Raw genomic sequence first — 21,169 nt, 5'->3', positions numbered from 1 at the left:
GTTTGAACGGGATAAATAGTAAAAGAGCCGTCGACTAGTCGACGGCCCGATAAAAGAAAGAAATCTCATTCAGAACTATTTAACATTATTTACTTGCAGTAAAAGAAGCTTTTACTTCTTCAAACGACATGACCATTTTCTCATACAGTTTTCCGTCCTTACTTGTTGGATCGAATGGACTAGACTGAGGAAGTTGCACAACGTATACAAAGTTATTTGCTTGAGCAATCACTTCAGGTAGTGGCCCACCATCTTTTACTAACTTATTCCAATCCGCTTTTTTATAAGAAATAATTGATAATAATGGCTCGCTTACTTTTCCGTTTTTAAAATTGAATGTTGTGATAAATTGAGCGTATGCTTCTTGTTTTGCTGCATTTTTCCCTTCCAGTGTTTGGATTGTGAAATTATTTTTCCATCTTTCTGGAATTTTGAAAGAATAGTTCGCTGCATACTTCATTTGACTTTTGATTTTTGCTGACGTGCTTAATTTTGCAGTTTTATTGTTTTTCGCTGTATAAACATTTTCTTTTTGATATGTTTTATTAGCATAGCTTACATGAATATCTTGAACTTTATCACGATTGATATCTTTAAGTTGTAAGGTTGGGTTCATTCCACCTTCAAATAATTTAATGTAAAGTGTTTTCTTTTGTGCTTTGTTATTAATTTTTACATAAAGGTTTTCATAAGATCCGTTTTTCACCTTTTTCCCCTCTAATGTAACAATATCTGCTTTTTTATCGCCAGTTACATCCATTTCTACTTTTTTAATAATTGGAGAAGATTTTGTAGCTTTACTACCTACTCCATTGAAACTAGCCGCCTGTGCTGTTCCTGCAAATAATACTGATGCAACTGAAACCCCAACTAACATTTTTTTAATCATTTTAAATCACCTTTCTACTTATCCTATTTTTCTTTTATTTGGACTAAATCGAATCTATTAATTTTTCAACCTAGTTTCTATATTACAACTATATTACAATAATATTACGAATGCAACAATTATTTCTTATTTTTGTTACTTTTTTAATATTTTTGTCATCTAAATGTAATATTGTTTTCTTTTATTAGCTAATAAAGAATTTTAACTACTTGTAAGACGGGATATAGTACAAAAAAGTTTGAAAAATAATAAATTTTTTTTTTAGTTAATATGAGGATGTGTGAATTGTTTATAGAAGAAGGAAGAGAACGGCTATTGTAACAACAATTTTAAAAAGCAGATACTACCATCTATCTGCTTTTTAACTTTCACTTGGATATGAACTTGATTTTTTTAGATCTAACGCTTCTTTAATAAAATAAATAATAGAAACAATGAGAACAATTAGCCATATTCGTTGAATAAATAAAAGCTGCCAAACCCCTACTAAATAAAACATTGCTGGAATTGTAAGTGTGATCCATGATTGTACAAACGCAACTTTACTTACATATTGTTCTATTGGCTTTTTTAATATATTTAATACATAAAATAAGTACCATAGAAAAGCCCACAATAACCAAGTCAAAGCACTAACGTAATCATGAAAATAAAGAAAGGCCATAATGGTATAAATGCAGGCAATAATAGCAACCCAAATAGCAAACCATCCTAAACCAGTCCCATCCATGCCATAATAAAAAGTAAATCCAACATAGAGAAAAGTTAATCCGAATAAAAAGGTCGCCGCATGACCATATATGGTCCAATTGCTTTGGTCGGAAACGATTATTAAATAAAACGGTATTATTACTTGAAGTGTTCCAATAAAAAAATTGAACAAAGCGACACTTTTTGCTTCCGCTTTCCCCGAAAGCATCAAACTATTTAGGAAAAGAGTGGCTCCTGACAGCAATATTCCTACATAAGCCATACATGTAGTCCTCCTTAAAACAAGTTTAAGAAAGAAGCAGCTTTCCTACTTTAGAAAGCTACTTCTTTACCTTGCAATTTTAAATAACAAAACCTACGATGATTCCAGATAGAATACTTACAAGTGTTGCTCCGTATAGCAACTTTAAGCCGAAACGAGCCACTACATTACCTTGTCTTTCATCAAGGCCTTTTACAGCTCCTGCAATAATTCCAATGGACGAGAAGTTAGCAAATGATACGAGGAATACTGAAATGATTCCTAATGTGCGTTCACTAAATTGATCAGCGATGTCAGTGAGACTAATCATTGCTACGAATTCATTCGTAACAAGCTTCGTCGCCATAATTCCCCCTGCTGCAATTGATTCTGACCAAGGAATTCCCATAAGGAAAGCAATTGGAGCAAACACATATCCTAAGATTTCTTGAAATGAAATACCTAAAGTCATGTCAAAAATCGCATTAATAAATGTTATTAACGCCACAAAACCGATTAACATAGCACCAACGATTACAGCGACTTTAAAGCCATCCATAATGTATTCACCGAGCATTTGAAAGAAAGATTGTTTCTCTTCTTCAATTGCCAGAATATCCTCTGTTTCATCCACTTGATATGGATTGATAATGGAAGCAATAATAAAACCACCAAATAGGTTAATTACAATCGCTGTTACTACATATTCAGGCTTAATCATTGTCATATATGCCCCTACAATCGACATAGAAACAGTTGACATTGCTGAAGCACATAAAGTATACAACCGATGTGCAGACAATTGCCCTAATTGTTTCTTCACAGTAATAAATACTTCTGATTGTCCAACCATTGCAGAAGCAACGGCATTATATGATTCTAACTTTCCCATACCATTTACTTTACTTAATAAGTATCCAATACCTCTCATAATCAATGGTAGGATTTTAAAATACTGTAGAATACCAATTAATACTGAAATAAATACAATTGGAAGTAACACAGTAAGGAAAAATGGAGCTTCTCCTTTATTAGCTAAACCACCGAATACAAAATCAACACCAGCAGCAGCATATTTTAATAAATGATCAAATATTGTAGCTATTCCTTTAATTAATACGTACCCGAAACGTGTATTCAGTAGTAGCATAGCTAATAGAAGCTGAATCACAAGCATGATTATAATATACTTGTACTTAACTTCTTTCTTGTTACTACTTGCAATAAATGCTAGTGCTAAAACAGCTATAATCCCTATAATTGAAATTAGATAATTCATAAATTCCTCCAATTATTAAGCTAAGGCTTTAATTTGGTATAACGCACAGTATGTTGTACTTGTATTGCATTAATATCTCCATAAAACTAGTTTCTATCCTAATTAGAAGTCATCCAAACAGCAATATAGTTCATTCTATATTGCATGTATCAACTCTTGACAATATGGGTAATTTTATAAATAAAAAACCACAAAGGTCATAATCTTTGTGGTTTACAAATGCTAATTACTTACTATTAAGTTTCTTTCAACAAGCCTTCCAACCAAACTCATGCTTACAAAAATCACTGCCATCATCAATAATTTGAAGGGGTTAGTAACAATTTCAAGTAAGTCATCACCTACAAAACTAAAAATCAATGTCAAACCAAGAATGCCTATAGATGAAGCAAAGGCAAACTTTTTAAAACTCATTTTATTGAGCCCAGATACTATTGTAATAACTGAATTGGGGAAAACCGGAATCATACAAAGTAACGTCACAATCCATAGACCTTTTTGATCTAACCAAACTGCATATTTCTTTACGCTTTCATTTTCTCTGTATTTCTTTAATAATGGTCTTTCACCAAAATATCTAAACAACCAATATAAAGACCACGCTCCTGCTATACAACCTATATAGGATAAAAGAAAACCAACAACCATACCGTAAGAAGCAGCATTTGCTAATATAAATGTAGTTAATGGTAAAAAAGGTAAAAAGGCTTCAGTAAATGGCAAAATCACACCTGAAAGAGGACCCAAATCCCCATAAGCATCAATTAATATTTGTAACTTGTCTAGTGACAAGATTTGCTGAAGTTCATGGAACATGAAAGATGCTCCTTTCTATAAATAGTATTCATTCTTAATCTTAACGACGAATTTATATTTATAGTTTAAAAGCAATGGAGCCTTTCTCAAATCGATTCATATTACAGCTAGCTTACAATATTGTAAGAATGAATAGCTGTTTACCAATATAACTATATTCCTTATTTTACTCTTCACTGATTAAATACATCATTATCAGGAGAAATTATTTCCAAATCAGGAATGATATAGTCTATATTTATTAGTAAAATATCATACTTTAACGTTCATGTGGACTCAGATTCTATTTAAGTTAATCGCTTACATAGGTTAGATTAAAAGATGGTGTAATGATTCTGCAACACTAGATTTTCTTCTAGCGTCTTTTTTTGTATTTTGCATTTCTAGTTTGATAGGTTGATATTACCAAGCTTCCCTAGTCTATTTTTCTGTTACAATTCCAGAATGCAGAAGAATACTAGGGAGGGTCATAGCCAATGAAAAGACGAAATCTCCTGATTGCCCTGGTAATAGTTATTACCTTTATAGGAGTTACCTTTATCAAAAATACAGAACAGCACAGATCTAAGGCTGCCAATATAGAACAGAATAGTAAGCAAAATTTTGAAGAAGAGAAAGTATTGATTGGTTATGTTCAAGATTTTCGAGATCCAAACGAAGTAGATTACTCGAATTTAACACATGTCATTTTCTCATTTGCACATCCTACAGAAAGTGGTGATGTTTTACTGACAAATGATGCAGCATTACAAAATTTAAAGACAATGGTCACAAAAGCAAAAGAGACAGACACAAAAGTCCTTTTAGCTGTTGGTGGCTGGTCTCATTTGTATGGCGGCCAATCTTATGATTATTTCCTTAAAGCAATTAGTCAACCAACATCTAGAACAAATCTGGTTAATAATCTTATGGAAATCGTTGAACGCGAAGAGCTAGATGGGATTGATATTGATTTTGAACACCCTCGTAAAACAACAGATGCCAAGCATCTCACTGCATTCACAAAAGAATTAAGTGAACAGCTTCATTCTAAAGATAAAGAGCTGACCATCGCTGTCCATTCAAAGGTTAATGCCGCAACCGGCTTAGAATCAGACTATGTGATTTATGAACCAGTACTATTTAATTATGTTGATTATGTAAACATCATGGCATATGAAGGTCAATGGGATAATGGCTATCATGCCGAGAATTTGGCTCCGTACACTTTTGCTGAACAAAGCGTTAAATATTGGCATCATTTATTTACAGAAAACAAGATTGACACTAGTAAACTTGTCTTAGGTGTGCCTTTATACGGGCAACCAGAAGATGCTTCAAAGCAAACTAAATCTTATGCAACGATTACTAACATGTACCCTAATTATTCGGACAAAGATACTATTCATATGAATGGGACTACCTATTACTATAACGGTAGTGAAACCATGAAAAAGAAAACCAAACTCGCAATGGATTATGGATTTGGTGGAATGATGATGTGGGAAACTGGGTTTGATGCCGAAGGCTCGGACAACCTAACTTCTGTAATTCGTCAAGAACTAGACCAATCAAGTGATAGCATTGTGGAAAATAAGAAAAAAGGAAGCGCACGTTTAGCTCCGTATCTTCTTTCGCCCGTCGACTGAGATAAAGGATACACGAAGGTAAGCAATTTAATTGTATAGCTTCATAAGCCCGTTCAGCATTTCTAAGTTGACTTATATTGAAAAAGTTCACTAGGAGCTGGGTGGCTTGCGCTAGACACCGCACAAAATTATATACTGTCTAATCTTTTAAAAAAGAGCCAGCATAAAGGTAGCAAATCGTCACCTTTATGCTGGCTCTCTCTATTACTCCTCAAAATAAAAAACATTCTTCGTAAATTGAAAGCTTTCAATTTCTCGATGATTCTAAATAACATTTTAGATACATATGTCATTTTGACTTAACTTCTCTATTAAAGACTTACTAAACGTCACTAAATCGTTTTTCTTCTTTAAAGCCTCTTCATGTGATTCTCCTTTAACCATGATGTACAGTTTTAACTTTGGTTCAGTACCAGAAGGACGTACAATAACTGAAGATCCATCTTCTAATTCATAAAAAAGGACATCGGCAGTAGGTAAATCTGTGCTACTCTCATCATTCGTAATGACATTTCTCACTTTGCCAGATTTATAATCACGTACTTTCGATACTGATAGATTTGCTAGTTCGAAAGGAAAGTTATTACGCAAGTTTTTCATAATTGTCTTAATCTTTTCAACACCGTCTAAACCACTAAGGGTAATGGAAACACATTGTTCTTCAAAGTAACCATATTTTTTATATAGAATACATAAAGCTTCATATAAGCTCATTTTTTTCAATTGATAATAACAAGCCATTTCAGCGATTAGCATGGTTGCAACGATTGCATCTTTGTCTCTTGCATAAGTTCCTGCTAAATAACCATTGCTTTCTTCAAAACCAAATAAGAATGAATACTCTTTTGTTTGTTCGAATTCTTTTATTTTCTCGCCAATATATTTAAATCCAGTTAATACATCCATAATCGTAACATTGTTTTGCTCAGCAATACTTCTAGCCATATTAGTTGAAACAATACTTTTAATAACCACAGCATTGTTAGCTAATGATCCGTTTGCTTTTCTACTTTGAATTAAATAATCTATTAATAATACACCAATTTGATTTCCGGTTAATGTAATATACTCACCTTCAAAGTTACGTACAACGATTCCTACTCGGTCAGCATCTGGATCCGTTCCTACAATTAAATCGACGCTTTCTTTTTCAGCGAGTTGAATAGCGATTTGTAATGCTTCTTTTTCTTCTGGATTCGGAGACTTTGTTGTAGGGAAATGACCATTCGGCTCCATTTGTTCAGGTACGGTTATAAGATGTTTAATACCTAATTGAGTTAATACCTCAGGAACGATACGATATCCTGTTCCATGAATGGGCGAATAGATCATGCGGAAATCATCTGTTACTTTATCAACATATGTTCTCCCAACAGATTCTCCAAGCACTTTCGCAACGTATTTCTCATCGAAGTCTTTTCCCACAACAGTAATGAGGCCTGAGTTAATTGCTTCTTCTTTTGAGTATGTTTTAACATCTTCAAAAATATCTAATTGTTCTAGACGATTCAAGATTTGCTTCGCATGTTCTGGTGGTAATTGTGCACCATCTTCCCAATAAACTTTATAACCATTGTATTCCTTTGGATTATGACTTGCAGTGATGTTAATCCCTGAGATTGCACCAAATTCTCTAATTGCAAAAGACAGCTCCGGCGTAGGTCTTAATTCATCAAAGATATAAACAGAAATTCCGTTAGCACTTAACGTACAAGCAGCTTCCCAAGCAAATTCAACTGAATTTATACGTGAATCATAAGCAATGCATACACCTTTCTTGGCAGCTTCTGATCCGTTTTGTAAGATAAGATCGCTTAATCCTTGAGTTACATAACGAACAGTATATTCATTCATATTTTGAAGTCCGGTTCCCATAATACCTCGAAGACCTGCCGTCCCGAAATCCAACATTGATGAAAATCTTTGTTTCAGCTCAACGTCATTGTTTGCGAGTGATTGCAATTCTGCTTTCATTTCATCATTAACTACGCTACTATTCAACCATTTTTGATATTCTTTCTGATAAGTCATAAGACAATACCTCCCCCTACTTTCATGTACTCTAACTTATATATTGAAATTTCATTGTGTGGATTGGGAATGCACTAATATACAGCCTGCGTTCGATTGAATTATGTACTTGTTTGTGACTTCTTCATTATGGAAAACATCTTCATAAAGTTGCCCCACATCAATATGAAATGGGACGTCAGAACAATTCACTCCAACAACCACTGTTTCATTATTATTTGAACGTTGAAATATAAATACTTGATTATCTGCATAGATGGTTCTATAAGAGCCATCTTTAAAAACAGATAGATTTTTTCGAATAGCCCCCAACCTTTTATACCAATTAAGAATCTCTTTATCTTCATTTCCCCACGGATAACAACGTCGATTAAATGGATCTTCGTACCCTTCCATCCCAGCTTCATCTCCATAATATACACATGGAACGCCAGGCAATGTCATTTGAAAGAGAACCGCTAGTTTTAACAATGTAACTCCTTTGTCTTTTTCTTCATGAGTTAAAAATGTGTGAGATTTCTCTTCTTTCGTAGCATTTAATAATTCTTTACCAGCCAGTGAAGTTAAAATTCTCTGGGTATCATGTGTTCCAATTATGTTCATTAGACAATGAATAACGGGCTCAGGATAATGTTGCATAATCGATGTTACTACAACATGCAAATTTTTAGCATCTCCATACCGGATAAAGCGGATAATGGCATTCATGAAAGGATAGTTCATTACACTATCTAATTGTTGTCCATAAAAGTAATGACGTCTTTTTCCATAAGCAATTTTATTAGACGCATCTTCCCATACTTCACCAATAATGAGCGTGTCCACGTTAATACTCTTAACCGCATCACGAAATCTTTCTAGAAAATTATCCGGCAATTCATCCGCTACATCTAAGCGCCAGCCCGAAGCACCTTCATGCAACCATCTTCTTCCTACCCCCATTTCACCCGTTATATACTCTACGTAACTCGGGTTTTCTTCCTGAATCGAAGGTAAGGTATCAATTCCCCACCAACTTTCATACTTATCTGGATATTTCAAGAATTTGAACCAATGATAATACTCGGAATTTTTAGATTGATATGCACCTACACTATCATAAGTTGCTTTTTTGTTAAAATATACGCTATCTGAACCGGTATGATTGAATACACCGTCTAACAAAATCCGAATGTTTCGTTTCTTGCTTTCAAGGCAGAGTCTCTTGAAATCTTCGAGCGTACCAAACATTGGATCAATCTTCGTAAAATCACCCGTATCATATTTGTGGTTGGAATATGCCTCAAATATAGGGCTCAAATAAATACAAGTTACACCAAGAGATTGTAAATAATCGAGTTTGGAAATAATACCTTTCAGATTGCCTCCAAAGAAATCATTATTCATAACTTCTCCATGTACATTTGGTGCAAAGATCGGCAAACCACCCCAGTCATTTCTTATAACTACTTGATTCTTAATAGCAGTAGAGCCAACTTTTGCAAAACGATCGACAAAAATATGATAAAACATACCACCTTTAATCCAATCAGGTGTTGTGAAAGATTTATCATACACCGTTAATTGCCATGCAGGTGGCTCTACCTCAGCTTCTATAATGTCATTATAATCCTTTCCTACATATATCGTCGTAGTCATCGATTTTAATTGAAAGTAATACCAAATCAATCCTTGGTTACGAACTTCCATTGATGCTTCAAAAACATCCCGTCCATTTTCAATTCCTTTCCAGCACATCTTCCGATAATCGTAATGATTATTCTCATCTTTAATACATACAAGATAAACTTCTTTCAAACCGTAGTAACGAGGGATTTGTATGTTAAATTTGACGTTTGAATTGGTAGGCACTGCCCCTGATGGATAACGAAAGTTCCCCATAGTAAACAGTGAACTAATTTGATTCTCCACAAAAACAGCTCCTTACTCCTTTACTTCAAAGGTTCGATACCCCATATATGATTAGCGTATTCTTGAATGCTTCGATCTGCCGCAAAACGTTCCGCCCCAGCGATATTGCATAAAGACATCGCATTCCATTTAAATTGATCTTTGTACGCATTTGACAGTTGTTTATGAACATGTGAATAATCATCAAAATCAGCTAAACACATATATGGATCACCAATCCCATATTCCCCTACTAATAAATAACGATAAATTGAGTCAAATGATTCTCCATTAAAGCCTTTTCTTAAGCGATCAAGCACTTTACGGATTTTCATATTATTATGATAGAAAAAAGATGAAGCATAACCTTCTTTCCATCTTTTTTCCACTTCTTGTGCTTCCATCCCAAATATAAATATATTTTCTCTTCCTACAGCTTCACATATTTCAACATTCGCACCATCAATTGTACCAATTGTAATTGCACCATTAATCATCATTTTCATATTACCAGTACCGCTGGCTTCCTTACCTGCTAAAGAAATTTGTTCACTAACCTCCACAGCTGGCATTAAATATTCCGCCATTGTTACACAATAGTTTTCTAAGAAAACTACTCGAATCTTCTCACGTAAAATTGGATCTTTCTGAATTTCACTACTTAAATGGCAAATCAATTTAATCACATCTTTTGCTACATAATAACCTGGTGCTGCTTTAGCCGCGAAAAGGAAAGTTTGAGGAATAACATCCATATTCGGATTTTCTTTTAAATCAAGGTATAGTGAAATAATGCGAAGTACATTTAATAGTTGCCGTTTATATTCATGAAGTCGCTTAGCTTGCACAACAAACATTGAATTCGGATCAATTGTAACGCCTTTATCTCTCATTAAATTTGAGAATGAAATCTTGTTGGCTCGTTTTATATCACTTAAACACTGTAATACATTGTTATCGTCTTGATATTTAAGGAAATTTGCCAACTTGCTTACATCTTTTTTATACTCATCACCAATACACTCATCAAGCAGTTTTGTTAAACGTGGATTAGCTTGGCATAACCATCTTCTATGAGCGATACCATTCGTTACATTTGTAAACTTATCTGGTGTCGCCTGAAAGAAATCGTGAAAAACATCCCTCTTTAATATATCTGAATGAAGCTTAGAAACCCCATTAACGTGTGAAGAACCAATTATGCTTAAATTAGCCATTCTGATTTGACCATTTGAAATAATAGACATACGTTCAATACGATCCCAATCTCCCGGATATCGATTCCACATTTCATGACAGAAACGTTCATTCAATTCTTTTAAAATTTCATGAATTCGAGGAAGTTGTTGTTTAATAAGAACTTGAGGCCATTTTTCTAGTGCCTCTGACAATACAGTATGATTCGTATACGTGACTGATTGGATTACCATTTTATAGGCGTCATTCCAAGTATATTGATATTCATCCATGAATATGCGCATTAATTCAGGAATACATAAAGCTGGATGAGTATCATTAATATGAATCGTAACTTTTTCACTAAAATTATTTAGTGTGCCATATTTTTTTAAATGGTCATGGATTATATTTTGAATAGAAGCCGATACAAGGAAGTATTCTTGTCTTATGCGTAATGTCTTACCCTCAGCATGGTTATCAGAAGGATAAAGTACTTTACAAATTAATTCTGCGCTAGTATTCTCCATCATTGCTCGATAGTAGTCGCCATTTGCGAAGGATCTCATATCAAAGCTCTTAATATCCTGTGCTTTCCATAATCGTAGCACTGATACTCCATCAGAGCCTGCACCTGATATCATCATATCGTAGGCTACAGCCTCTACTTCATTGCAATTTTGATAATGAATTCGAAGCCCTTTTTCAGTCCATTGTTCTTTAACTTCTCCTTCAAACTTAACTGGAAAAGTAAGATCGCTCCTCTTCTTCAGCCAAACCTCTCCACCAGGTAACCAAATATCTGGTAGCTCCATTTGCCAACCATCCACAATCTTTTGCTTAAATAATCCATATTCATAACAGATTGAATAACCCATAGCAGGATATTCTAATGTAGCAAGAGAATCCATAAAGCAAGATGCTAAACGTCCTAAACCACCATTGCCTAAGCCAGCGTCTGGCTCTTCCTCATATAAATCTTCCAATTTAAAGTTCCACTCATCCAACACTTCTTGTATCTCTTTACCTAATCCTAAGTTATAAATATTATTTTTTAAGGAACGTCCTATAAGAAATTCCATGCAAAGATAGTAGATTTTTTTGTTTTCTTTCTTCTTCAATCTATCATGATAGTCTGCTCTTTTTTTTAGAAGGAGATCACGAACTGTTCTAGCACAAGTTTTATACATTTGAGTTCGAGTTGCATCTTCCACTGAAATTCCGTAATGATTAGATAGTTTATGCCGTAGACTATTTCTTAAATCGGTCTTTATTTGCATTTCTTCCATGGAAATTCCTCCAAGTTGTTTAAATGACTCTTTCCCCTGAGATGAATGTAATCCTTTTGTTCTCAGGGGATTGTTGTCTAATTGTTATACATATTGAACTTGATGTGAGCTCAATTCTAAATAAAGCTTTTCGTATTCACGTGCTGATTTTTCCCAACTAAAGTCTATAGACATAATCCGTTTTACTAAATTATCCCAACACCTTTTATTGTTGTATACATGTAAACCTCGATACATAGCATCTAACAAAGAATTGGTATTATATTGATCGAATACAAAACCGTTTCCTTCACCTTCGCTACAATCTTGAATTGTATCTCGTAAGCCGCCAACCGCTTGAACAATTGGAACAGTTCCGTATCTTGATGCGATCATTTGAGCTAAACCGCATGGCTCACTTTTGGAGGGCATTAGGAAAAGATCTGCTCCAGCATAAACTTTGCGAGCTAAATCTTGGTTGTAGCACAACATGGCAGCAACTTTGCTCGGATAATGATTTTGTAACCATTTGAAATAGTCTTCATATTTATGCTCACCTATACCTAGCACTACTACTTGAACATTCTCATTCACCACTTGTTCCATAATTGCTGTAATAAGATCCAAGCCTTTATGGGAAACTAAGCGACTTACAATAGCCATTACAGGTATATTTTCATCAACTGGCAAATTTGCAAGCTTTTGTAATTCCACTTTATTTACTTTCTTATTGTCTAAAGTAGTAATTCCATAATTCCGAAATAGTGCAGGATCTGTTTCAGGATTATAACTTTCAACATCAATACCATTTAAAATACCACGCATTTTAAATTCATTTTTTTGAATAATAGCCGCCATACCTTTTGCAAAATAATCATTTCTTAACTCTCTAGCGTATGTTGGACTAACAGTATTAACTTGATTAGAGCATTCTATAGCAGCTTTCATTAAATTTACGCAGCCATCATACTCTAAACTTGCACCAGCTTCAGGCGCTAGCCCGATTACATCTCCAATAATCCGCAAATCCATTTTCCCTTGATATTCAATATTATGAATTGTGAAAATAGTTTGAGCTTGTATATGATGATAATTATAGTGAAGATAAACAGAAACTAATGCCGTTTGCCAATCATGACAATGAATAATATTTGGATCAAACTTCAATAAAGGAATGCTATCTAATACTGCTTTGCTAAAGAAGGCATATCTTTCTCCATCATCATAATATCCATATGGATTAAACCTTTTGAAATAATACTCATTGTCAATAAAGTAGTACGTTACACCGTTTTCCTCAGTACGAAATACACCACAATACTGCTGGCGCCATGATAAATTCACATTGAAATGACCGAGAAACTCCATTTGTTGTCTATCTTCGCTACCGATTCCTTCATATAATGGAAGAATTACGCGTATATCAAATTGATCACTATTTTCTTTCATAATTGCTTTAGGTAAAGAGCCAACAACTTCCCCTAAGCCGCCTGTAGCAATAAAAGGCAATCCTTCTGAAGCAACAATCAATACTTTTATCTTCTTCGATTCTTTAGCTGCTTTCTGCACCTTTTTCATAATAGGTGTTTCAACTGCTATAGCTATCTCCTTCGTTGACAACTCTAGTTCCGACTGTAGTTTACTTGCTATCATTTCGCTTTCATTATCAATAACTTGTTTTTGTTTTGTACTTTCTCTCTTCTTAAGTGGTTTATTTCCCATTAAATAACACTTCCTTTTTCAATAAAGAAAGGATGAGTTTCGTGTCCACATAGAGTACGGTGATTCCCAATTACAACATTTTTGTCCGTTACAATATGATTTAATGTAGCATCCATGCCAATAGTGCTATCTTGCATAACCACACTGTTGCTAACAGTTGCATTTTTATCTATCTTCACGCCCCGGAAAATCACCGAGTTTTTCACCACACCATTTATGATACAACCGTCTGCAATGAATGAATTTTCAACAACTGCATCCGTTCCATATGTAGTAGGTGGCGAATCATTAACGCTTGTATAAATTGGTCGATAGGATTTGCGGAATAATTCCTCACGGACATTCAAATCTAATAAATCTAAATTACTTGTTAAATAGCTTTGTAACGAATCAATATATGCGTAATATTCATTAAATTCAAATCCTTCAACAACAATTTCATTTGCGTGATCACCTAAATATGTTAACAAGCTACGATAGCCTTTATTACAAGATATATGAATATGTCTCTTCAAAAAATCATTACCAACTATCATCGTACCTAAGTAAAGAGCCTCTCCCTCCCGAGTACTAGATGTTTTCTTGATTTTTGTAATACGATTATTCTCCTTCATTCCAAATACAGTACGTTGTCCTTTCCAACTAACATCATCATCTTGCATGCTATAAAGAACCGTTACATCTGCATTACTCATTTTATGGGCTTGTAGCATATCCGAGTAAGAAATATTACCAATAACATCACAATCAGAAAGAATAACAAATTCTTCATCTGCTTTGTCTAAATAATCCAATATTCCTTTTAACGTTTCAATTCGATTGTCCATTTGAAAAAACTCTTCAATATTGTCTACTTTAGGTTGTAAAAGCCGAATTCCCCCACGCTTTCGAGCTAAATCCCAAGCCTTTCCTGTACCGATATGATCCATCATATTCTGGTAGTTCTGTCTTGTTATTACACCCGCTTTTATCACACCAGAATTCGCCATGTTCGAAAGAACGAAATCAATAAGGCGGTATCTACCCCCAAAAGGAACAGCACTCATTATTCGATTCTTTGTAATTTCTGGTACATGTTTATCTCGAATATTAGAAAAAACAATACCTAATGCATTCATACTACTACCTCTTTTTCTACATTATTTACGTTTTTCTTATTATCACATTTTTGATTCTTAGAAATATTATTCTTAATGGTTACTACTTTCTCATCTAATACCATTTCGCTGTCAATAATAACACCAGCTTGAACAACCAAATTGTCTTTTACCTTTACACCAGCACCAAGAACTGTAATGTCTACCCCTTCAGTACGTTCTTTACCTACGGTTGAATGTGCTCCAACCTGAACGCCTGCATCTACAATACTATAATTGATTGTTGCCCCTTCTTTTACGTTCGTATTTCTCATTACAACACTATCTTTTATGACTACTCCTTTACCAACCGTCACACCACTAAATAAAATAGAATTAATGACTTGACCTTCAATTTCACATCCCTCAGCAATAACACTGTTCTTCACTGAGCCATTTTTTCCGATAAAATGAGGATGTTCAGGATAGTGTCGATAACTAATCTTCCATTTATTATCGCTCAAATCTAATTGAGGTTTTTCCCCTAATAAATCCATGTTACTTTCCCATAACGATCGTAGTGTTCCCACATCTTTCCAATACCCTTCGAACGGATAGGCAAATAGCTTCTCATTCCCATTTAGCATGGCAGGAATAACATTCTTCCCAAAGTCATTCGATGAATTTTCATTCGCTTCATCTTTTATTAAATAGCGAAATAATGCTTCTTTCTTAAAGATATATACACCCATCGAGGCCTTATTACTCTTTGGTTGTGCAGGTTTTTCTTCAAACTCATAAATACTTCCATCTTCGTTTGTATTCATGATTCCAAAGCGACTAGCTTCTTCTAAAGGTACTGAAAGAACAGCAATTGTACAGTCCGCATCTTTCTCAATGTGATAATCTAACATTTTGCTGTAATCCATTTTATAAATGTGATCCCCTGATAAAATAATCACGTATTCTGGTTCATATCGTTCGATGAAGTTCATATTTTGAAAGATTGCATTTGCCGTTCCTTTATACCAATCTCCACCTTTTACACCTTGATACGGAGGTAAAATATGAACTCCACCGTTCGTACGATCCAAATCCCAAGGTTCGCCGTTGTCAATATAATCATTTAATTCAAGGGGTTGATATTGCGTTAAAACACCAACAGTATCAATTCCTGAATTAATACAATTGGATAATGTAAAGTCAATAATTCGATACTTTCCACCAAAATGAACAGCTGGTTTAGCAAGTTGTTTTGTCAGTGCATATAATCTACTCCCTTGCCCCCCAGCAAGTAACATAGCCACACATTTTTTCTTCCGATACATACACATTCACCCTCTTAAATGTTTTTTATATAATAGTATTCTTATATTTTTATTTTATTTTCTTTTACGTGTTTAAAAACCAATGTTGTTAATGGTGGTAAAGTAATCGATATATATTTATCATAATCATGCATTTGTCCTTCCATTGCCTTCAGGATCTTTCGATTCCTCATGCCTGATCCACCGAACTTCTTCAAATCAGTATTAAAGACCTCTTTATACGTTCCTCCATGTGGGACACCAACATAATAGTCTCCCCATACTTCGGCGGAAAAATTAACGAGGACAATTAATTCATTTCCATCACCATCCAGTCTAAGGAAGGCTAATATATTTCTTGTATGGTCATTATGGCAAATCCATTTAAATCCATCCCAAGAACAATCTAATGCCCACAAAGGTTTATTCTCTAAATAAAAGTGATTTGCTTCGCTAAAGAACGTATGAAGCTTTTTATGGGCTTCATATTTTAGTAGGAACCATTCTAGCTCCTTGCTATAATTCCATTCGATGAATTGCCCAATTTCAGAGCCCATGAACATTAATTTCTTACCAGGATGGAAGAGCATATAAGCAATGAAACTACGAACTCCCGCAAATTTATCGTAATATTCCCCTGGCATTTTATCTAATAAAGAACGCTTCCCATGCACGACCTCATCATGAGAAATTGGTAAAATAAAATTCTCATCACACGCATACATAATTGGGAAGGTTAATTTATTATGATGATGTTGTCTTCCTATTGGATCAATTGCAATATAAGATAGCACATCATTCATCCACCCCATATTCCATTTGAAATTAAAACCTAAGCCATTATGTGATGGAGGTAAGGTAACACCTGGCCAAGCAGTTGATTCTTCTGCGATCATTAAATTATTCGGGTATTTGGTCAAAACTGTACTATTCAAAAGTTGCAGAAATTCAATGGATTCTAAGTTTTCTCTACCACCATTTATGTTAGGCTGCCAATTTCCATCTTTTCGGTCATAATCTAAATAAAGCATTGAGGCAACAGCATCCACTCTAATACCATCAATATGATATTTCTCTATCCAAAACATAGCGTTAGAAATAAGAAAAGATTGAATTTCATTTCTACCAAAATCAAAGATTCTTGTGCCCCATTCTTTATGTTCTTGCTTTAATACATCTTGATACTCATACAAAGGTTGACCATCAAATTCATATAGACCATGTGCATCTTTTGGAAAATGTGCCGGTACCCAATCCATGATGACACCTATCCCATGTTCATGAGCTAAGTTCACTAAATACATGAAATCCTCTGGTTTCCCATAGCGCGATGTGATACTGTAGTAACCGCAAATTTGATATCCCCAAGAGCCGTCGAATGGATATTCAGCTAGTGGCAATAATTCAATATGCGTGTAGCCTAATCTTTTCACATATGGAATTAACTCATCTGCTATTGTTCGATAATTTAAATATTGATCGTCTTCTGTTTTTTTCCAAGAACCTAGATGCACCTCGTAAATATTTATAGGACTTTCATAAATATTTAATTTCGATTTATATTTCAACCAATCACCATCTGTCCAAGTGAATTTATCTGTCAAACTGTATGTATAAGATGCTGTCCTTTCTTTTGTTTCACTATGAAAAGCATATGGATCTGACTTATATAAAACACGGCCATCCTTTGCGGTTACTGCATATTTGTATAATGAATACTCTGCCATCCCTTCAATATATAATTCCCATATACCCTCATCAGTTTCTTTCTTCATAGAATGAGTTTCATGATTCCATTCATTAAAATCTCCAACAATAGATACAGCAGTAGCATTTGGAGCCCACACTCTAAAAACAAAACCTACTTTTCCTCCTTTATTGAATAAATGTGAGCCTAAATATTCATATGCCTCAAAGTTTTTCCCTTGATGAAACAAGTATTTTGCTATAGAAAAATCTTCTTTCATTTGCTGCACCTAATTCAACTCCTCTATTAATGTATTAATATATTCAAAAATGTTTTTACTATTACTAACTGAACAACTTTTTTATTTTTCACTTTTATAAACACTTATATAAGTTGTCAAATATATCCTAATCAATAATATATTCTTCTCTCCTAATCTTTCTCCTCTAACTTTATAAAACCAATTTCTGTCTTTTTATGTCAAAGTTCGATTTAAGTTTCGACAAATTAATTTGTAAACTGTTGCTCACAGATGAAACAATAAAAAGAGCATATTTTGAAGTAACGATTTCTCAAAACATACTCTAAAAAAGCTCAGTTTTCATTATTACGTGTGTTTTCATAACTAGGTTCAACATGGATATGAATATTATATACGCCATGCTCGTTTTTCATTTTCGTTTCCACTTGAGTAGCAATGTCATGCGCTTCACTTATATTCAAAGATTGATTTACAAATATAATTGCATCTATCACTTCGTTATTGCCATAGTTTCTACCTTTAATTTCTTTTATTCCTTCTACTCCATCTACATTTGAGATAAATGATTTATAAGAAGAAAGTTTATCAACATCAAAGCCATCAGTTAGTTCATGAGTTGATTCTCTAAATATATCCCAAGCTGTTTTACAAATTAATAATCCTACAATGAAAGCAGTCAAACTATCGAGCCAAGGCATATTTAATTGTGAGCCAAAGATTCCTATTGCAGTTCCAATACTTACCCAAGCATCCGATATATTATCTTTCGCAGCTGCCATTACAGCCTTACTATTTATTCTGGCACCTAAATTTCTATTATAACGATACACGAAATACATAACTAAAGCAGAAAATATACCTACATAAGCAGCCATAATGTCTGGAGATGCTTTTTCTCCTTGGAACAATGATCTAACAGTATCTGTCAACACTTGAATACCAACAGCAAACATGATAAACGAAGCAATTAGTGATGCTATTGTTTCACTTTTCCAATGACCATATCTATGATCTTTATCAGGCGGTTTTTGTGCGATTTTCAAACCAATCAAAACGGCAATAGATGCAATTATATCGGTCGTATTATTAAATCCATCTGCTTTCAAGGCATCCGATCCACTTACATACCCCATTGTTAATTTGATGATGGACAAGACTATGTATGCGGCGATACTAATCATCGCTCCCCGTTCACCCGATTTAAGATCGTTATACTTTTGATTCTCCATCATACTCCCTCCTTTTGTATTACTCTATAAAGTGAAACTCTTTAATCGATGGGGGTTTTCGCCCATCCCCCCACCGATTATTAGTTGAAACAATCGGGTTCTTACTGGCGCTTAATTTCTCACTTAAACGTCTCCGCTTTTACTTCCGTTTTGAAGTGGGACTCTTAGCTCTATTTAGAACGGGATAAATAAAAGCGTAAGTTCAAAACTATTCTTTCCATTAACCATTACGTATTATTCCTTTATGATAATAAATAAAAAAGTGAAATGAGATAGCAACAAAACAGATAATTTAGCCGAATTTTCAAATAAAAAGCGATACTTATCACTTAATTAGAACGTAACTATAAGAGAAGTCGAATATACAAATAAATGTTAGATTATCTTAATAAGTAACACGAATAAAGATTTTTATAAAAAATTGGGAATAAAACATGAAGAAAGTTATTTAGAATGTTTAAATAGCTTAAAAGTTGGGGATGAAGTGAGAATCATCGAGGAGATCGAAGGAATTAGACATACAATTAATTATTCCTCAATCAGAATTTTAGACATCAAAGAAAACCGAAACTTCATTCTAACAACCGAACGATATTTAACCATTTGGGAGAATACCGTTATAAAGAGCCCGTGGAAACGCTTTTTACATATAAGATTGTGGATAGCGTTCTCTAAGTATGAAAGGATGCCCGTATGATAACGCAGTCACTGAAGCTACGTTTAAAATCTTAAAAACGGAGTTTGTCAAAGGTCACCAATTTGATAGTCTATCCATCTCTATTTGAGAAGCTTGAAGCCAAATAGGCTGACTGTATGGTTTATTACTATACTTAATTTGATAGTTTTCTTTCACAGTAGTGCTATATCCACAATCGAATATTTCAATCTTTCTCTGCTGAATCTTACCTTTCTCTTTGCTAGTCTTTACAATGACATCATCTCCAACTAAATATTCGAAATTAACTTCCATTATTAATCACCCTTTTCTAATGATTTTTTGATTTTAAATAGTCATTATTATCGTAATTTTCCAACAAAAATTGATATAATTATATTGTGTAAATATTAATATCAAGGAGGAAATCATGAATAACGGTAGATTTCTAAAAATTCTCGTTGTGGCAGCATTAGCTATTTCATTATTCATTCCTTTGAGTAATATCGAGGCATCTGCAGCTTCAACACAGATAGGTACTATCGATATTACTAGTGGAAAACTTAATGTTCGTAGTGCTCCAAGTAAGAATGCTAAAGTTATCGGCAGTTTAAAACGTAGTGACAAAGTAAAATCTTTAGGCCAAAGTAAAACAGGCTGGACAACAATTCAATATGGTAAAGGGAAAGGATATATCTCATCCGATCATGTTCGTTTCTACAAAACTACATCACTTGGTAGTGTTAAGAAGATTACTGAAGGAGTAATTGCTACACAAAAGAAAGCGAGATATCCTAACCCGCCACAAACTAGAGCACAAATACATAAGAAGCTTGCTCCTTCATTTACAAAAGAGTATATTGATTTATTTATCAAATGGGACTTGAAAACTTATGGTAAAGATAAATATGGAAATACCCTTTATGGCACTCCGTATAGTGATAATCTAAGCTTTACTCTCTTTCCTTTTGATTGGTACTTAAGATCACTTCCTGAAAAACCAACAGTAATTTTCTATCATAAAAAAGGTGTAGAGTATATGGAAGTATCTCAAAATGATCCTACGCTTGGTCTATATGATCCTCATTGGACAAAGTGGTGGTTAAAGAAAGAGTCTAAATCAACTTGGAAAGTTTATAAATTTGATAGGATTTATGATTAATGTTGCTAGAAGCCCAGCTAATAGGGCTTCTTTTTATGTGTAATCATAACTTGTTTAAGAATATTTCGATTTATTTGTTAGTAACTTCTTAATGTGTTTCCATTCATTTCATAGTACTATAGTATCAGCTCTAAATAATT

At 34.0% G+C, this 21,169-nt stretch carries 15 protein-coding genes; 2 read left to right on the top strand and 13 right to left on the bottom strand.

The genetic code is table 11. The annotated features are described in order from the left end of the window. Nucleotides 1–85 precede the first annotated feature (85 nt). From V7014_RS02515 to V7014_RS02500, 4 genes are all read right to left on the bottom strand, one after another. Nucleotides 86–889, bottom strand: a complete 804-nt coding sequence (locus tag V7014_RS02515; protein WP_335503860.1) for a hypothetical protein — start codon at nucleotides 887–889, stop codon at nucleotides 86–88. A gap of 361 nt (nucleotides 890–1,250) precedes the next feature. Beyond that, nucleotides 1,251–1,862: an AmiS/UreI family transporter gene (locus V7014_RS02510; RefSeq protein ID WP_335503858.1), complete on the bottom strand. Its 612-nt coding sequence runs from the start codon at nucleotides 1,860–1,862 to the stop codon at nucleotides 1,251–1,253. Between the two features lie 79 nt (nucleotides 1,863–1,941). Further along, on the bottom strand, nucleotides 1,942–3,120 hold the full coding sequence (locus V7014_RS02505; RefSeq protein WP_335503856.1) for a NupC/NupG family nucleoside CNT transporter: 1,179 nt from the start codon (nucleotides 3,118–3,120) through the stop codon (nucleotides 1,942–1,944). Nucleotides 3,121–3,342: 222 nt separating this feature from the next. Continuing rightward, a complete protein-coding gene (locus tag V7014_RS02500) occupies nucleotides 3,343–3,936 on the bottom strand; it encodes a TVP38/TMEM64 family protein (RefSeq protein ID WP_335503854.1) in 594 nt (197 codons plus the stop codon). Nucleotides 3,937–4,556: 620 nt separating this feature from the next. On the opposite strand from V7014_RS02500, the gene V7014_RS02495 reads away from it, so the two are divergent. Continuing rightward, nucleotides 4,557–5,564 carry a glycoside hydrolase family 18 protein gene (locus tag V7014_RS02495; RefSeq protein WP_335503852.1) on the top strand — a complete coding sequence of 336 codons (1,008 nt, stop codon included), beginning with the start codon at nucleotides 4,557–4,559 and terminating at the stop codon, nucleotides 5,562–5,564. Between the two features lie 276 nt (nucleotides 5,565–5,840). On the opposite strand, the gene V7014_RS02490 is transcribed toward V7014_RS02495, so the two are convergent. The 9 genes from V7014_RS02490 to V7014_RS02450 all read right to left on the bottom strand — a co-directional run bounded on the left by V7014_RS02490 (nucleotide 5,841) and on the right by V7014_RS02450 (nucleotide 20,182). Continuing rightward, nucleotides 5,841–7,595, bottom strand: coding sequence for a phospho-sugar mutase (locus tag V7014_RS02490; protein WP_335503850.1), 1,755 nt, complete (start codon nucleotides 7,593–7,595; stop codon nucleotides 5,841–5,843). A 51-nt stretch (nucleotides 7,596–7,646) separates the two neighbouring features. Then, nucleotides 7,647–9,506, bottom strand: a complete 1,860-nt coding sequence (locus V7014_RS02485; protein ID WP_335503848.1) for a glycoside hydrolase family 13 protein — start codon at nucleotides 9,504–9,506, stop codon at nucleotides 7,647–7,649. A gap of 20 nt (nucleotides 9,507–9,526) precedes the next feature. Then, nucleotides 9,527–11,950, bottom strand: coding sequence for a glycogen/starch/alpha-glucan phosphorylase (locus V7014_RS02480; protein WP_335503845.1), 2,424 nt, complete (start codon nucleotides 11,948–11,950; stop codon nucleotides 9,527–9,529). A gap of 84 nt (nucleotides 11,951–12,034) precedes the next feature. After that, nucleotides 12,035–13,651, bottom strand: a complete 1,617-nt coding sequence (locus V7014_RS02475) for a glycogen synthase (protein ID WP_335503843.1) — start codon at nucleotides 13,649–13,651, stop codon at nucleotides 12,035–12,037. Continuing rightward, nucleotides 13,651–14,769, bottom strand: coding sequence for a glucose-1-phosphate adenylyltransferase subunit GlgD (gene glgD / locus V7014_RS02470; protein WP_335503841.1), 1,119 nt, complete (start codon nucleotides 14,767–14,769; stop codon nucleotides 13,651–13,653). The genes V7014_RS02475 and glgD overlap by 1 nt, the downstream gene beginning before the upstream one ends. Beyond that, a complete protein-coding gene (locus V7014_RS02465) occupies nucleotides 14,766–16,055 on the bottom strand; it encodes a glucose-1-phosphate adenylyltransferase (RefSeq protein WP_335503839.1) in 1,290 nt (429 codons plus the stop codon). Before V7014_RS02465 ends, glgD begins: the two co-directional genes overlap by 4 nt. 41 nt (nucleotides 16,056–16,096) lie before the next feature. Further along, nucleotides 16,097–18,001 carry a 1,4-alpha-glucan branching protein GlgB gene (gene glgB, locus V7014_RS02460; protein WP_335503881.1) on the bottom strand — a complete coding sequence of 635 codons (1,905 nt, stop codon included), beginning with the start codon at nucleotides 17,999–18,001 and terminating at the stop codon, nucleotides 16,097–16,099. A gap of 314 nt (nucleotides 18,002–18,315) precedes the next feature. Next, nucleotides 18,316–19,212, bottom strand: a complete 897-nt coding sequence (locus tag V7014_RS02455) for a cation diffusion facilitator family transporter (protein WP_335503837.1) — start codon at nucleotides 19,210–19,212, stop codon at nucleotides 18,316–18,318. Nucleotides 19,213–19,963: 751 nt separating this feature from the next. Continuing rightward, on the bottom strand, nucleotides 19,964–20,182 hold the full coding sequence (locus V7014_RS02450) for a hypothetical protein (RefSeq protein ID WP_335503835.1): 219 nt from the start codon (nucleotides 20,180–20,182) through the stop codon (nucleotides 19,964–19,966). 115 nt (nucleotides 20,183–20,297) lie between these two features. Between V7014_RS02450 and V7014_RS02445 the strand changes: the two genes are divergently transcribed. Beyond that, nucleotides 20,298–21,029, top strand: coding sequence for an SH3 domain-containing protein (locus V7014_RS02445; protein ID WP_335503833.1), 732 nt, complete (start codon nucleotides 20,298–20,300; stop codon nucleotides 21,027–21,029). Nucleotides 21,030–21,169 lie beyond the last annotated feature (140 nt).

The sequence above is a fragment of the Bacillus sp. JJ722 genome (genome assembly GCF_036963345.1).
In the GTDB taxonomy this organism is placed as follows: domain Bacteria; phylum Bacillota; class Bacilli; order Bacillales; family DSM-1321; genus Bacillus_AD.
The sequence above is the reverse complement of the archived record's forward strand: the minus strand, read 5'-3'. Positions and strand labels throughout refer to the sequence as shown.

What these genes read in the sequence shown, in the direction of transcription:
- V7014_RS02450 (WP_335503835.1), bottom strand. Translation starts at nt 20,182, where the DNA reads ATGGAAGTTAATTTCGAATATTTAGTTGGAGATGATGTCATTGTAAAG.
- V7014_RS02515 (WP_335503860.1), bottom strand. Translation starts at nt 889, where the DNA reads ATGATTAAAAAAATGTTAGTTGGGGTTTCAGTTGCATCAGTATTATTT.
- V7014_RS02480 (WP_335503845.1), bottom strand. Translation starts at nt 11,950, where the DNA reads ATGGAAGAAATGCAAATAAAGACCGATTTAAGAAATAGTCTACGGCAT.
- V7014_RS02465 (WP_335503839.1), bottom strand. Translation starts at nt 16,055, where the DNA reads ATGTATCGGAAGAAAAAATGTGTGGCTATGTTACTTGCTGGGGGGCAA.
- V7014_RS02505 (WP_335503856.1), bottom strand. Translation starts at nt 3,120, where the DNA reads ATGAATTATCTAATTTCAATTATAGGGATTATAGCTGTTTTAGCACTA.
- V7014_RS02500 (WP_335503854.1), bottom strand. Translation starts at nt 3,936, where the DNA reads ATGTTCCATGAACTTCAGCAAATCTTGTCACTAGACAAGTTACAAATA.
- V7014_RS02445 (WP_335503833.1), top strand. Translation starts at nt 20,298, where the DNA reads ATGAATAACGGTAGATTTCTAAAAATTCTCGTTGTGGCAGCATTAGCT.
- V7014_RS02475 (WP_335503843.1), bottom strand. Translation starts at nt 13,651, where the DNA reads ATGGGAAATAAACCACTTAAGAAGAGAGAAAGTACAAAACAAAAACAA.
- glgB (WP_335503881.1), bottom strand. Translation starts at nt 18,001, where the DNA reads ATGAAAGAAGATTTTTCTATAGCAAAATACTTGTTTCATCAAGGGAAA.
- V7014_RS02490 (WP_335503850.1), bottom strand. Translation starts at nt 7,595, where the DNA reads ATGACTTATCAGAAAGAATATCAAAAATGGTTGAATAGTAGCGTAGTT.
- V7014_RS02510 (WP_335503858.1), bottom strand. Translation starts at nt 1,862, where the DNA reads ATGGCTTATGTAGGAATATTGCTGTCAGGAGCCACTCTTTTCCTAAAT.
- glgD (WP_335503841.1), bottom strand. Translation starts at nt 14,769, where the DNA reads ATGAATGCATTAGGTATTGTTTTTTCTAATATTCGAGATAAACATGTA.
- V7014_RS02455 (WP_335503837.1), bottom strand. Translation starts at nt 19,212, where the DNA reads ATGGAGAATCAAAAGTATAACGATCTTAAATCGGGTGAACGGGGAGCG.